The following is a 13,001-nucleotide window of genomic DNA, read 5'->3' on the forward strand; positions in this document are numbered from 1 at the left end:
TGCAGGTAAGCGATGGATGGCAGGTTAAGGCGCTTTTCCTTTCAATAAAATTGAATAATGATGATCAAGTTGTTCTGTTTTGGAGAATGATATGGAGTTCAGCCAACTGCGTATCTTCCAGGCCGTGGCCGAGGAAGGTTCCGTTACCCGCGCCGCCGAGCGCTTGCACCGGGTGCCGTCGAACCTGTCGACGCGCCTGCGCCAGCTCGAGGAACAGCTCGGCGTCGAATTGTTCCTGCGTGAACGCCAGCGCCTGCAGTTGTCGCCGGCCGGCAAGGTACTGCTGGACTACAGCCAGCGCTTATCGGCGCTGCACGACGAAGCGGTAGCGGCAGTGCAAGGCGGTCAACCTGCCGGCGACTTCGTGTTGGGCACCATGTACAGCACGGCGGCCATTCACCTGCCGGCGCTGCTGGCGCGGTATCACCAGGCCTACCCGGAGGTGAACCTGCAGGTGCAGGCCGCACCCAGTGGAGAATTGCTCGAAGGCCTGCTCAGCCATCGCCTCGATGCCGCATTGGTGGATGGCCCGCCCAGCCTGGCCGGGCTCGACGGGGTGCCGCTGTGCGACGAAACCTTGCTGATCATCACCAGCCCGGAACACCCACCGGTGCGCAGTGCCCGGGACGTGGCCGGCAAGGCCGTGTTCACCTTTCGCCAGGGCTGCTCGTATCGCATGCGCCTGGAGGCCTGGTATGCCGACGCGCATACGCCGATGGGCCGGGTGATGGAGATCGAGTCGTACCAGAGCATGCTCGCCTGCGTGATCGCCGGGGCTGGGGTGGCCTTGATGGCCGAATCGATGCTGGACAGCCTGCCCGGACGTGACCAGGTACGTGCTCATCGCCTGCAGGCGCCGTTCGACCATGCGGTCACCTGGCTGATGTGGCGCCAGGGGATGCGCGGGGCGAATTTGCAGGCCTGGATCGATTTGCAACAAAGCGAAACGATTAACCAGTCGTCGGACGCAGCCGTTTCCGCTTGATTTGCATCAAACTCGACCATATCTGTTGGACTATGGGCATGCGTAATACAGCACATAGAGCTATGATCTGTATGAAACATCGCAGGATTGATTCGCCGTGAGGCTGACCCGTCAAGGGGGCATTATGAAAAACGACATGTTCAACTGGCTCCACGATCTGGGTGTGGCGCTGGGGCTGATTCCACCACCCTTGCAGCCGGTACCGATCCCGACTGATGAAGAGCAGCGCAAGCGCCAACCGCGTCGCCGCTGATGAGGAACAAAAAGGCCGCTGCGTCCGGGGGATGCAGCGGCCTTTCTGTTTTCGCCTGCACTCGCTCTGGTAGGCGGGATCAGGCGAGTTTCACCTCGGCCGCCGTCCTGGGCGACACCAGGCTGACCACCACGAAGCTCACCAGGCCAATCGCCAGGCTGTAGTAGATCGGCGTATTGGCATCCAACCCGTCCTTGAACATGAACACCAGCGCGGTGACGAAGCCCAGCGACATGCTGGCGATCGCCCCGGCAGTGGTGGCGCGTTTCCAGAAGATCGCACCGATCAGCGGCACCAGCATGCCTCCCACCAGCAGGTTGTAGGCCAGGGTCAGGGCGCTGATCACATCGCTCACTACCAGGGCGATGCCCAGCACCACCAGGCCGGTGAGCAAGGTGACCAGGCGGTTGAGGCCCAGGCTCGACTGCTTGCCACCGCGCAGCTTGGGCAGCATGTCCTCAGTCAGGGTGGTGGACGCGGCCAGCAGCGCGGCGCTGGCCGTGGACATCATGGCAGCCAGGGCAGCGGCCAGCAGCAGGCCGCGAATGCCATCGGGCAAGGCGCTCTTGATCATCTCGGCGAAGGCATTGTTAGGGTTGGCCAGGTCTGGCAGGAGCACATGCGCGGCCATGCCGATCAGTGCGCAGGCCAGGCCATAGAGCACGCAGTAGATACCGGCGGCCGTGCCGGCGCGCTGGCAGACCTTCTCGTCACGGGCGGTGAACACCCGCTGCCAGATGTCCTGGCCGATGAGGATGCCGAAGAAGTAGATCAGGAAATAGGTGATGATGGTGTCCCAGCCGATGGTGGTCAGCTGGAAGCTGGCGGCCGGCAGCTTGGCCACCAGCACGTCCCAGCCCCCGACCTGGTACAGGCACACCGGCAGCAGGATGAACATCAGGCCGACCGTCTTGATCACGAACTGCACGATGTCGGTCAGGGTCAGCGACCACATGCCACCGATGGTCGAGTAGATCACCACCACGCCACCCCCGAGCAGCAGCGACGCCCAGAACGGCAGGCCGAGCAGTACCTGCAGTACGGTGGTCATCGCCAGCACCGAAGTCACGCCGAGCATCAACGCATAGACCAGCATGATCGCCGCGCTGGCCTGGCGCGCCATGGGGTTGTAGCGCCGCTCCAGGACCTGGGTCACGGTGAAGATGCGCAGGCGCAGCAAGGGTTTGGCGAGGAACAGGTTGATGGCGATGATGCCCAGGCCCAGCGCGGCGCAGAGCCAGAAGCCGGAGATGCCGTGGACGTAGCCCAGGCGCACGGTGCCGACGGTGGAGGCGCCGCCGAGCACGGTGGTGGCCATGGTGCCCATGTACAGCGTCGGGCCGAGGTTGCGTCCGGCCACCAGGTAGTCCTCATGGCTCTTTGCCTGGCGCATGCCATACCAGCCAAGCCCGAGCATGCCAGCGGCATAGAGCATTACAACGATGATGTCCAAGGCCATTGGGGATCTCCCGATTGTCTTTATTATGGCGCGGTCGAACGCCCGGGCGGCTGCTGCGCCCGGCGCTCTCGTGATGTGTGGGCGGCCTGGTGGGTGGGCCGCCAGGCTGGATCAGCGGTGGACGACGCCCGGCAATACGCAGAGCATTTCGAACAGCAGGTTCGCGCCCAGCAGCGAAGTGTTGCCGGTGGTGTCGTAGGGCGGGGAGACTTCGACCAGGTCACAGCCGATCAGGTCCAGGCCTTGGCAGCCGCGAATGATCTCCATCGCCTGGATGGTGGTCAAGCCGCCGATTTCCGGGGTGCCGGTGCCTGGGGCCCAGGCCGGGTCGATACCGTCGATGTCGAACGACAGGTACACCGGGCCACCGCCGACCTTTTCGCGCACTTCGGCCATCAGCGGTTGCAGCGACTTGTGCCAGCATTCTTCGGCCTGGACCACGCGAAAGCCCTGGCGGCGGCTCCAGTTGAAGTCGTCGGCGGTGTAACCCTGGGCGCGCAGGCCGATCTGCACCACGCGGTCGCAGTCGAGCAGGCCTTCTTCGACGGCACGGCGGAAGGTGGTGCCATGGGCGATCTTCTCGCCGAACATGTGGTCGTTGACGTCGGCGTGGGCATCGATGTGCACCAGGCCGATCTTGCCGTGCTTCTTGTGCAGGGCGCGCAGGATCGGCAGGGTGATGGTGTGGTCGCCCCCGAGGGTCATCGGGATGACGTCGTGCTCGAGGATCTCGTCATAGGCCTCTTCGATGATGCGCACGGCGTCGAGCAGGTTGAAGGTGTTGATCGCCACGTCGCCGATGTCGGCCACCGACAGCGAGTCGAACGGCGCGGCACCGGTGGCCATGTTGTACGGGCGGATCATCACCGACTCGGCGCGGATCTGCCGCGGCCCGAAGCGGGTACCGGAGCGCAGCGAGGTGCCGATGTCCAGCGGCACGCCGATGAACGCGGCGTCGAGGCCGGCGGCGCTTTGCAGGTGGGGAAGGCGCAGCATGGTGGCGATGCCGCCGAAACGCGGCATTTCGTTGCCGCCCAGTGGTTGGTGGAGAGTCTTGTCCACGGTGGGCCTCATCAGTCGGTCGATTGTTCTGATTGTTCGAACCTGTCCGCCGCGTGCCTCGACAAGGCAGGGCACCTGGCAGGCAGGGATATTTCGGCCAAGTCTGCGCAAGGTAGTGCCCTGGAAGAATCGCTACCGGCAAAAACTTAGTTCATAAATTTCTGAACTAAAGCCCCCTGGACGGGGTAGACTGGCCGCACTGACTGCTGCTGACCCTGTGCGCCATGGCCTCGACACTCCCCGACCTGAAACTGCTGCGGATCTTCGTCAGCGTGGTGCGCCACCAGGGGTTCGCCAGTGCCCAGCGCGAGCTCAACCTGTCGACCTCGGCCATCAGCACCTACATGAGCCAACTCGAGGGTTCTCTGGGCATCGTGCTTTGCCACCGGGGACGCGGCGGCTTCAGCCTGACCAGCAAGGGCGAACTGTTCCACCAGGAAACCTTGCGCCTGCTCGCCGAGCTGGACGGTTTCGAGCAGTACGCAGCCGCGCTCAAGGGCGAGTTGCGTGGCACGCTCAACCTGGGGGTGATCGATTCCACCGTCGGTGACCGGGCGCTGCCGTTGGCCGAGGCCATTGGCGCCTACAGCCAGGAACACCCGGCGGTGCACCTGCACCTGTCGGTGTCCAGCCCCTACGAATTGCAACTGGGCGTGCAGGACAACCGCCTGGACCTGGCCATCGGTGCGTTCTCCTCGCGCATGAGCGGGCTGGTCTACCAGCCGCTGTACCGCGAACAGCACTGGTTGTACTGCAGCAGCCGGCACCCGCTGTATGCCGAACGGCGCATCCCCGAAGAGGTGGTGACCCAGCAGCGCATGGTCGGCCGGGGCTACTGGAGCCAGGCCGAGCTGGCCCGGCATGGCTTCAAGCACAGCGCGGCGACGGTGGACAGCATGGAGGCGCAGCTGATCCTGATCCTGTCCGGTGCCTACATCGGCTACCTGCCCGAGCACTACGCCCAGGCCTGGGTCGACAAGGGCGACCTGCGCGTGCTGTCACCGGCGACGTTCGGTTACCAGGCGCCGTTCTCCCTGATCACCCGTCGCGGGCGCAGCCGTGAACCGCTGATCCAGAGCTTCCGCGACCTGCTCAAGAGCCACCTCAACGTCGGCTGATCAACACGATGTGCAGGCATTCCGTCGACGCGTGTTAATGTCCTGCAAAATCTGGCCGCTATCCTGACAACGCTCTGCTAAAAACATTATGCGTTGCTGGATTTTTTTCTCGTATTGCCTAGAAGGACCGCCCAGATGCGCATGAATGTGCCTGTCACTGAGCATGAAAGAACCTTTCCTAGCGAACAGCGCCTGATTTCCACTACCGACCTGAACAGTCGGATCACCTACTGCAACGACGCCTTCGTGGCGATCAGCGGTTTCACCTACGACGAACTGGTCGGCCAGCCACATAACCTGGTGCGCCATCCGGACATGCCGGCAGCGGTGTTCGGCCACATGTGGGAGACCATCAAGCAGGGCAAGCCGTGGATGGGCGTGGTCAAGAACCGCGCGAAAAACGGCGATTTCTACTGGGTCAGCGCCTATGTGACGGCGATCTACGAGAATGGCCGCATCAGCGGCTACGAGTCGGTGCGCTCGCTGCCCAGCCGCGAGCAGATCCGCCGTGCCGAGGCGCTGTATGCACGGTTGCGGGCGGGGCGTGCGCCGGTGTCCTGGGCGACGCGCCTGGGCCATGGGCTGGCGCGTGGTTGGCCGCTGGCCGGCGCCGGCCTGCTGTCGGCTGCAGGGGGCCTGTGGCTGGCGCCGCCAGCGGCGTTTGGCGTGTTGGCCGGCAGCCTGGTGCTGGCCTGGTACCTGCTGGAGCACCAGCACAACCGGGCCATTCGCCGAACCTTGGACGAGCATCCCAAGGCCTTCACCAGCCCGGTGGTGGCGCTCACCTATAGCGACAACCCTGGCCTGCAGGGGCAACTGGACCTGGCCATGTTCAGCGAAGAAGCCCGCCTGCAGACTGCCTTGACCCGCCTGGTGGATGCCGGTGTCGGGGTCAAGGCGCGCGCAGCGCAGTCCGCCGACCTGTCCGAGGCTCAGGCGCAGATGCTCGACCGCCAGCGCAGCGAGACCGACCAATCGGCGACGGCCATCGCGCAGATGGCGGCGACCATCCAGGAGGTCACCCACAACGTGCAGAACACCGCCCATGCTGCGGGCGATGCCGACCAGTTGGCCCAGCAGGGCAGCGAGTTGGCGCAACAGAGCCTGCGGGCGATGGGCAGCATGAGCGACGCCGTCGATGACATCGGCCAGGCGGTCAACGCCCTGGCCGAGCAGACCCAGTCCATCGGCAGCGTGGTCGATGTGATCACCTCGATCGCCGAGCAGACCAACCTGTTGGCGCTCAACGCCGCGATCGAGGCGGCGCGGGCGGGGGAGCAGGGGCGCGGGTTCGCGGTGGTGGCCGACGAGGTTCGCTCACTGGCCCGGCGCACCCGCTCGTCCACTGACGAGATCCACCAGATCATCGCCACCTTGCGTGCCAGTGCCGAGCGTGCCGTGAGCACGGCCAGCCGTGGCGAGCAGATCTCCCGTGACAGCGTGCACAGTGTCGAGGCGGTGCAGGCCGCGTTGGCCGGCATTGCCCAGGCGGTCAGCCGCATCACCGGCATGAGCCAGCAGATGGCAACGGCGTCGGAGCAGCAGAGCCACGTGGCCGAAGACATCAACCAGCAGATCGTGCGCATCAGCCATCTGTGCGACGAGACGGCAGGGCAGGCCAAGCAGGGGGCCGAGATCAGCCAGGACCTGGAACGCATGGCTGAGTACCTGCATGATCTGGCCGAGCGCTTCAACCGCTAGGGCCCGCAAAGCGGGCCCAATACGCCAGCCTGTGGCAAAATCCCTCCGCCAACGGAGACCCCTATGCCCAGACCCCGCTGCGAACGCTGCCAGCGCCCGCTCGACCACTGCCTCTGCCCGCTGATTCCGGCGCTCGACAGCCGCACCCGCGTCGTCCTGCTGCAGCACCCCAGCGAAACCAGCCACGCGTTGAATACTGCGCGCCTGGCGGCCCTGGGCCTGGTCAACGCCGAGCTGCGCGTGGGTGAGGTATTCGACGGCCTGGACGCCCTGCTGGCGACACCGGGGTATCGGCCCGTGCTCCTGTTCCCAGGCGAGCGGGCCCAGGTGCTGGGGCCTTATGCCGGCAGCGAGGACACCCCGCTGATGCTCATCGTGCCCGACGGCACCTGGCGCAAGGCACGCAAGCTGCTGTACCTGAACCCACTGCTAGAGGCACTGCCGAAGGTCACCTTGGCGCAGGTGGCGCCGTCGCGCTATCGCTTGCGCAAGGCACCGCAGCCGGGGGCGGTATCGACCATCGAAGCAGTGGTGCTGGCGCTGAACGTGCTGGAGCAGCCGGCCGGTTTCGATGAGCTGCTGCGGCCGTTCGAGGCGTTGATCGAAGGGCAGATCAGGGCGATGGGGGCTGAGGTGTTTGAGCGAAATCATGGTTGCTGAAGCAGCAAGCCGCCCCGCTCATTGAATGTGAGATTCGATGATAGGACGGTCTTGCCTCTGTATGAGGGGCCTCAGCGCATAATGCCAGTCAGTTAAGCCAATGGGGGCCGCTCTGCGGCCCTTCGCGGCACAAGGCCGCTCCTACACCAATCGCGCAATCCCATGTTTAAAGGGCTCACGCAGACATTGTAGGAGCGGCCTTGTGCCGCGAAGGGCTGCGCAGCAGCCCCGGCATTCTTATGTGAACGGCATTAGCCTCAGCGCATCATTTTTTCAATGCCAGGCTGATGCCTTCGTCCTCGCTCTCGTATCGGCAAATGATCGAGGTGGTGGTCTCTTTCTGATTCACCAGCTTGAATTCATCGGCGTTCGATTCCGTTGCATCGGGTGTGAAACCCGACCATTGACCATCCGCATTCGTGGCGCTGTAAGCGATCCCATCCATGTCGTCTTGTGTATCAGCTTTTTGGCTGATGCTGGATGGCTCTGGGCATGTAGCCGCAAATGCGTTCCCTACAGCCAGAACGCTTGCAACACCTACAATCGCAAGAAATCGCATGTGACCTACTCCTTCAGGTAATGGGAGCCGTCAGAATGCGATCTTTCGTCATTTGCCTCTACTGGCAAAAATGCTAGGTCTCCAGCAGTGCGACACTGTGCAAGGCTGCCGCTATCAGGAGTGGCAAGGGCGATTTGCCATTCAGCGTTCGCGCAACGCCTCGGTCCGGGCCTTGAGCACCGGCTTGAGCAGGTAATCCAGCACGCTTTTCTGCCCGGTGATGATGTCCACCGTGGCGATCATCCCGGGGATGATCAGCAACGGCTTGTTGTCGCCGCCCAGGTGGTTCTTCTCGGTTCGCACCTGGATCAGGTAGAACGCATTGCCCTTGTCGTCGGTGACGGTGTCGGCGCCGATCAGCTCGAGCTTGGCCTTCAAGCCACCGTAGATGGTGTAGTCATAGGCGCTGAATTTGACCATCGCCTGCTGCCCAGGGTGCAGGAAGGCGACGTCCTGGGGCCGGACCTTGGCCTCGATCAGCAGGTTGTCCTCGATCGGCACGATCTCCACCAGGTCGCTGCCCGGCTGCACCACGCCACCGATGGTGTTGACCTTGAGCAGCTTGATGATGCCGCGCACCGGCGACACCACCGTGGTGCGGTTGACCCGGTCATCGATGGCGATGCTGGTGGCGGTGATCTTCGACAGCTCGGTGCGTTTGTCGTTGAGGTCCTTGGCCGCCTCGGAACGGAAGGTCGCGTCGGACTCCTGCATCTTGCTCTTGATCTCTGCCACCGCCGCTTCGGCCCGCGGAATCGCCAGGCTGGTGGCGTTGAGCTGACCGCGGGCTTCGACCGTACGCTGCTTGAGGCGGAGAATTTCCACCGGGGAGATGGCACCCGTGCCCACCAAAGGCGTCGACATGTTCAACTCTTCCTGCAGCAGGCCCAAGGCCGAGCGGTATTGGTCGACCTTGGAGCGAAACTCGGCCAGCTCCTGGGTCTTCTGGCGCAGTTGCTCGCTGAGGGTTTGTTTCTCGCTGGCCAGCCGGCGCTGGCGCGAGTCGTACAGGGCCTGTTCGTCCTCGGCCACTTGTGGCGCCTTGCCACGGACTTCGTCCGAAAGCACGAACGACCGGCCTTCCGACTCGGCCGAGAGCCGCTCGACCTGGGCCATGAGCGCATAGCGGTCGGCCTCGCTCTCGCCTTTGTTCGAGCGGAAGCGGGTGTCGTCCAGGCGCAGCAGCTTGGCGCCTTTCTCCACCATCTGGCCCTCGCGTACGAACAGTTCGGTGACGATGCCGCCTTCCAGGTTCTGCACCACTTGCACCTTGCTAGAGGGGATCGCCTTGCCTTCGCCCACGGTCACTTCATCGAGTACCGCCAGGCTGGCCCAGGCCAGTGCGACCAGTAGCAGGATCGCCGCCAGCCATACGGTCAGGCGCGACAGGCGCGGCGAGTCCTGCAGGGTGGCGCCGGCCAGTTCGGGCATGTAGTCGCGCTCGGCGCTCTTGTCGGCAGCTTGGAAATAGCTGCGCACAGCGTGGCTCAAGGACATGGACTTCTCCTACAAGGCCGCGCCGACGCGGCCCTTGCGCAATGCGTCGACGACCGCATCCTTCGGCCCATCGGCGACGATCTTGCCGTTGTCCAGCACCAGCAGGCGGTCCACCAGGCTGAGCATCGAGGTGCGGTGGGTCACCAGCAGCAGGGTCTTGCCCGGCACCCAGGCCAGCAGACGCTGGCGCAGTTGGTCCTCGCTGCTGTTGTCCATGTGGCTGGTGGGTTCGTCGAGGATCAGGATGGGCGGTTCCAGTAGCAGCGCGCGGGCCAGCAGCACGGCTTGGCGCTGACCGCCCGACAGCAGTTGGCCGCGCTCGCCCACCGGGCGGTCGAAGCCATTGGGGTGTTGCCGGGCCAGCTCGGTGACGCCGGTCAGCTCGGCCACTTCGAGCATGCGCGCATCGCTGACGTGGCGGGCGCCGAGGGTGAGGTTGTCGCGCAGGCTGCCGGCCAGCAGCGGCAAATCGTGGGCGACATAGCCGATCTGGCTGCGCAGGTCGGCGATGTCCAGCTGGCGCAGGTCGAGGTTGTCGAGCAGCACCTGGCCTTCGTCGGGGTGGTGGAAGCCCATCAGCATGCGCGCCAGGGTGCTCTTGCCCGAGCCGCTGCGGCCGATGATGCCGATGCGTTCGCCAGGCTGGATCGACAGGCTGACGTCCTGCAATGCCGGCGAGGCCTGCCCGGGGTAGCGAAAGGTGACGTGGCTCAGGGCCAGTGCACCCTTGAGCGTGGTGTGCTCCAGCGCTTGCTGGTCGGCCAGGCGCTCTTGCGGCAGGGCCATCAGCGCGTCGGTGCTGCGCATGGTCAGTTGGGCTTGCTGGTAGCGGGTGATCAGCCCGGCGATCTGGCCGAGCGGAGCCAGCACGCGGCTGCCGAGCATGTAGCTGGCGACCAGGGCGCCAACGCTGAGGTTGCCGGCGATGATGCTGTACACCCCGGCGACGATGGTGGCCATGCCGCAGAACTGCTGGATGAACAGCGTGCCATTGCTGGCCAGTGACGACAGGTTGCGGGCATGGGCATCGAGGCGGGCGATGGCGCCATTGGTGTGTTCCCACTGGTATTGGCGCTCGCTTTCGGCGCCGCAGGCCTTGAGGGTTTCCAGGCCGCCGAGGGTCTCGATCAGCAGGGCCTGGCGTACCGCGCCCAGGCTCAGGCTTTTCTGCACCGTGTCGCGCAAGCGCACCTGGATGAACAGGGCAAAGCCCACCGCCAGTGGGAAGGCAATCAGCGGGATCAGGACCAGCCAGCCGCCCAGCAGGCCGATCACCAGCAGCATCAGCGCGACGAACGGCAGGTCGATGATGCTGGTGAGGGTCACTGCGGTAAGGAATTCGCGCAGGCCCTGGAAGTCGTGGATGCTCTGGGCGAAGCCGCCGATGGTGGCGGGGCGGGCTTTCATCGACATCCCGGTGATGCGTTCGAACAACGTAGCGGAGAGGATCAGGTCGGTCTTCTTGCCGGCCTGGTCCAGCAGGTGCGCACGGACCATGCGCAGCACCAGTTCGAAGGCCGTGCCGATGAACAACCCGGCCACCAATACCCACAACGTCGACAACGCCTGGTTGGGGACCACGCGGTCGTAGGTCTGCATCACGAACAGCGGCACCATCAGGCCCAGCAGGTTGATCAGCAGGCTGGCCAGCAAGGCATCGCCATACAGCCAGCGGGAGTGGCGCAGGGTATCGCGGAACCAGGCTTCTACCCGTGGCATCAGCGGTGTGCGCAAGTCTTCCAGGGTATGTCGGGGGCGGGCGAACAGGGCGCGGCCAGCGTAGGCCTGCGCCAGCGCCTCGCGCTCGACCCACTGCTCACCGCCATCGGCCTCGCAGGGCAGGACCAGCGCCCGGCCATCTTCGCCCCAGCGCTGCAGCACGGCGCTGCGGCCATCGTTGAGCAACAACAGCACCGGCAGGTTGAGCGGCGAAATTTCCGCCAGCGGGCGTTGCAGCACGCGGCCCTGCAACCCGGCCCGGGCTGCCGCCCGCGGCAGCAGGTCGACACCCAGGCGCTGCTGGGCCAGTGGCAGCCCGCTGCACAGGCTTGCCCTGCTGGCCGGGCGGCCATGCAGGTGACACAGGATCAGCAAGCCGTCGAGCAACGGGTCATCGACATCCGGGCGCGGTTGCCCGCTTTGCATACTGGTCACGATGGCCTACTCCGCCACGGTGGATGGGGGACTGCTAGCAGTGCCAGAAGCAGTGCGCGGCTCAGCGCATCTCAGGCAACTGTGCCTGGGTACGCACATCGGTCTTGGCGATGGCCTCGGGCGGCAGGGAAATGCGCTGCTTGCTCAGCAGCTCCCCCATGGTCGCCAGCACCCGGTACATCGAGAACTCTTCGGTGTAGCGGACTTCGGTGTAGCGGCGATTGGCGTTGTATAGCTCGTTTTCGCTGTCGAGCACATCGAGCAGGGTACGCTGGCCCAGGCCGAACTGGTCCTGGTAGGCGCCACGTACGCGCTGGGTGGTCTCGGCGTATTCGCGGGCGGTCGGGGTCTGTTTGCGCGCGTTGTTCATGGCATTCCAGGCCAGGCTGAGGTTCTCGGTCAGCTCGCGCAGGGCGTTGTTGCGGATGTCCATGGCCTGGTTGATCTTGTGCGCATCGGACTGCAGGCGGGCCTTGTCGCTGCCGCCGCGGAACAGGTTGTAACTGAGCTCGACGCCGGCCTGCCAGTCGTTGTTGGCGTGTCCGCGTTCACCGCCGATGTTGTTGTTGGCGCCGGTGGCCAGCACCGCATCCAGGCGGGGGTAGAAGGGCGACTTGGCCACTTCGTACTGTTGCTCTGCTGCATTCACGTCGGCCTGGGCGGACTTCAGGTAGGGATTGTTCTCGCGCATGCCCTGGCGTGCTTCGTCCAGGTTGGCGGGCATCTGCGGCTGGATCGACTGCGGCGCTTCCAGCTCGTCGGGTACGCGGCCGATCACGCTATAGAAGTTGGCCTCGGCGTCGGCCAGGTCGACCTCGGCGGTGTCCAGGTTGTTTTCCGCCAGGGCGCGACGGGCGGTGGACTGGTCGAGGTCGGCGTTGCTGCCGACGCCGCGTTCGCTGCGCAGGCCGATCTGGTCGTTGACGCGCAGGTGCGCCTGCAGGTTGTTCTTGGCCAGGGTCACCAATTCGCGGCGTTTGAGCACTTCCAGGTACACCTCGATGGCGCGTAGGGCGACGTCCTGGGCGATGGCCTGGGTGTAGTAGGCCCGGGAGGTGGCCACGGCTTCGGTACGGCCGACTTCGTTGGCGGTGTTGAAACCGTCGAAGATCATCTGCCGCAGGCGCAGTTCGGACTGGGTGTAATTGAGGGTTTCCTTGTTGTGGTTGCGCGTGCCATCGGCGTTCAGGCCTCGGGTGTTGAGGTTGTCCGAACGCTGGCGACCGTAGCCTGCGACCAGGTCGACGGTCGGGTAGTAGCCACCGCGCGCGAACTTCACATCCTCGTCGGCCGACAGCGTGCTGTTGCGATTGGAGCTGATCTGCGGGTGGTAGTCCACGGCGCTTTGCACCGCCTCGGTAATCGACATCGCCTGGGCGTTGGCGCACGTCATCGCCAACAGAATCGCACTGGTGAGTGGGGTGAGCGCGCGCATGGGGTACTTCTCCCTGATATGCAAAGTGTCGGTGTGTCGCTTTCTTTGTTTCGCCAAAAAATTGGCGATATTTATCATCAAAACCGTTTCAGGTTTGTAACAAGGAGCTAAGAACATT

Annotated in this window: 11 protein-coding genes; 5 read left to right on the top strand and 6 right to left on the bottom strand. The window is 64.5% G+C overall.

The window, feature by feature from the left end; translation table 11 throughout:
• The first annotated feature begins 91 nt into the window (after positions 1–91).
• A complete protein-coding gene (ptrR, locus tag IAE37_RS13330; protein WP_201174318.1) occupies positions 92–985 on the top strand; it encodes a putrescine utilization regulator PtrR in 894 nt (297 codons plus the stop codon).
• Positions 986–1,109: 124 nt separating this feature from the next.
• On the top strand, positions 1,110–1,238 hold the full coding sequence (locus IAE37_RS29080) for a PA1414 family protein (RefSeq protein WP_328822732.1): 129 nt from the start codon (positions 1,110–1,112) through the stop codon (positions 1,236–1,238).
• 79 nt (positions 1,239–1,317) lie between these two features.
• Here the strand turns inward: IAE37_RS29080 and IAE37_RS13335 are convergent, their stop codons facing one another.
• Positions 1,318–2,697, bottom strand: a complete 1,380-nt coding sequence (locus IAE37_RS13335; protein WP_201174319.1) for a sodium:solute symporter — start codon at positions 2,695–2,697, stop codon at positions 1,318–1,320.
• A 111-nt stretch (positions 2,698–2,808) separates the two neighbouring features.
• Positions 2,809–3,759: an agmatinase gene (gene speB / locus IAE37_RS13340; RefSeq protein WP_201174320.1), complete on the bottom strand. Its 951-nt coding sequence runs from the start codon at positions 3,757–3,759 to the stop codon at positions 2,809–2,811.
• Positions 3,760–3,983: 224 nt separating this feature from the next.
• Here speB and IAE37_RS13345 point away from each other — a divergent pair, with 224 nt between their 5' ends.
• From IAE37_RS13345 to IAE37_RS13355, 3 genes are all read left to right on the top strand, one after another.
• Positions 3,984–4,877: a LysR family transcriptional regulator gene (locus IAE37_RS13345; RefSeq protein WP_201174322.1), complete on the top strand. Its 894-nt coding sequence runs from the start codon at positions 3,984–3,986 to the stop codon at positions 4,875–4,877.
• Positions 4,878–5,012: 135 nt separating this feature from the next.
• A complete protein-coding gene (locus tag IAE37_RS13350) occupies positions 5,013–6,578 on the top strand; it encodes a methyl-accepting chemotaxis protein (RefSeq protein ID WP_201174323.1) in 1,566 nt (521 codons plus the stop codon).
• 63 nt (positions 6,579–6,641) lie between these two features.
• Positions 6,642–7,238: a tRNA-uridine aminocarboxypropyltransferase gene (locus IAE37_RS13355; RefSeq protein WP_201174324.1), complete on the top strand. Its 597-nt coding sequence runs from the start codon at positions 6,642–6,644 to the stop codon at positions 7,236–7,238.
• A gap of 265 nt (positions 7,239–7,503) precedes the next feature.
• On the opposite strand, the gene IAE37_RS13360 is transcribed toward IAE37_RS13355, so the two are convergent.
• The 4 genes from IAE37_RS13360 to IAE37_RS13375 all read right to left on the bottom strand — a co-directional run bounded on the left by IAE37_RS13360 (position 7,504) and on the right by IAE37_RS13375 (position 12,883).
• Positions 7,504–7,797 carry a DUF3757 domain-containing protein gene (locus IAE37_RS13360; protein WP_201174325.1) on the bottom strand — a complete coding sequence of 98 codons (294 nt, stop codon included), beginning with the start codon at positions 7,795–7,797 and terminating at the stop codon, positions 7,504–7,506.
• Between the two features lie 141 nt (positions 7,798–7,938).
• Positions 7,939–9,294 carry an HlyD family type I secretion periplasmic adaptor subunit gene (locus IAE37_RS13365; RefSeq protein ID WP_201174326.1) on the bottom strand — a complete coding sequence of 452 codons (1,356 nt, stop codon included), beginning with the start codon at positions 9,292–9,294 and terminating at the stop codon, positions 7,939–7,941.
• A gap of 9 nt (positions 9,295–9,303) precedes the next feature.
• The gene (locus IAE37_RS13370) at positions 9,304–11,439 is read right to left on the bottom strand and encodes a type I secretion system permease/ATPase (protein WP_201174415.1); all 2,136 of its coding nucleotides are present in this window, start codon (positions 11,437–11,439) and stop codon (positions 9,304–9,306) included.
• Positions 11,440–11,509: 70 nt separating this feature from the next.
• Complete coding sequence (locus tag IAE37_RS13375) at positions 11,510–12,883, bottom strand: TolC family outer membrane protein (RefSeq protein WP_201174327.1); 1,374 nt, start codon at positions 12,881–12,883, stop codon at positions 11,510–11,512.
• Positions 12,884–13,001: the final 118 nt, after the last annotated feature.

This window comes from Pseudomonas sp. S31 (assembly GCF_016648105.1).
Classification (GTDB): Bacteria; Pseudomonadota; Gammaproteobacteria; order Pseudomonadales; family Pseudomonadaceae; genus Aquipseudomonas.

Coding starts and splice junctions, on each gene's coding strand:
- ptrR (WP_201174318.1), top strand. CDS start 92: ATGGAGTTCAGCCAACTGCGTATCTTCCAGGCCGTGGCCGAGGAAGGT.
- IAE37_RS29080 (WP_328822732.1), top strand. CDS start 1,110: ATGAAAAACGACATGTTCAACTGGCTCCACGATCTGGGTGTGGCGCTG.
- IAE37_RS13335 (WP_201174319.1), bottom strand. CDS start 2,697: ATGGCCTTGGACATCATCGTTGTAATGCTCTATGCCGCTGGCATGCTC.
- IAE37_RS13345 (WP_201174322.1), top strand. CDS start 3,984: ATGGCCTCGACACTCCCCGACCTGAAACTGCTGCGGATCTTCGTCAGC.
- IAE37_RS13350 (WP_201174323.1), top strand. CDS start 5,013: ATGCGCATGAATGTGCCTGTCACTGAGCATGAAAGAACCTTTCCTAGC.
- IAE37_RS13355 (WP_201174324.1), top strand. CDS start 6,642: ATGCCCAGACCCCGCTGCGAACGCTGCCAGCGCCCGCTCGACCACTGC.
- IAE37_RS13360 (WP_201174325.1), bottom strand. CDS start 7,797: ATGCGATTTCTTGCGATTGTAGGTGTTGCAAGCGTTCTGGCTGTAGGG.
- IAE37_RS13365 (WP_201174326.1), bottom strand. CDS start 9,294: ATGTCCTTGAGCCACGCTGTGCGCAGCTATTTCCAAGCTGCCGACAAG.
- IAE37_RS13370 (WP_201174415.1), bottom strand. CDS start 11,439: ATGCAAAGCGGGCAACCGCGCCCGGATGTCGATGACCCGTTGCTCGAC.
- IAE37_RS13375 (WP_201174327.1), bottom strand. CDS start 12,883: ATGCGCGCGCTCACCCCACTCACCAGTGCGATTCTGTTGGCGATGACG.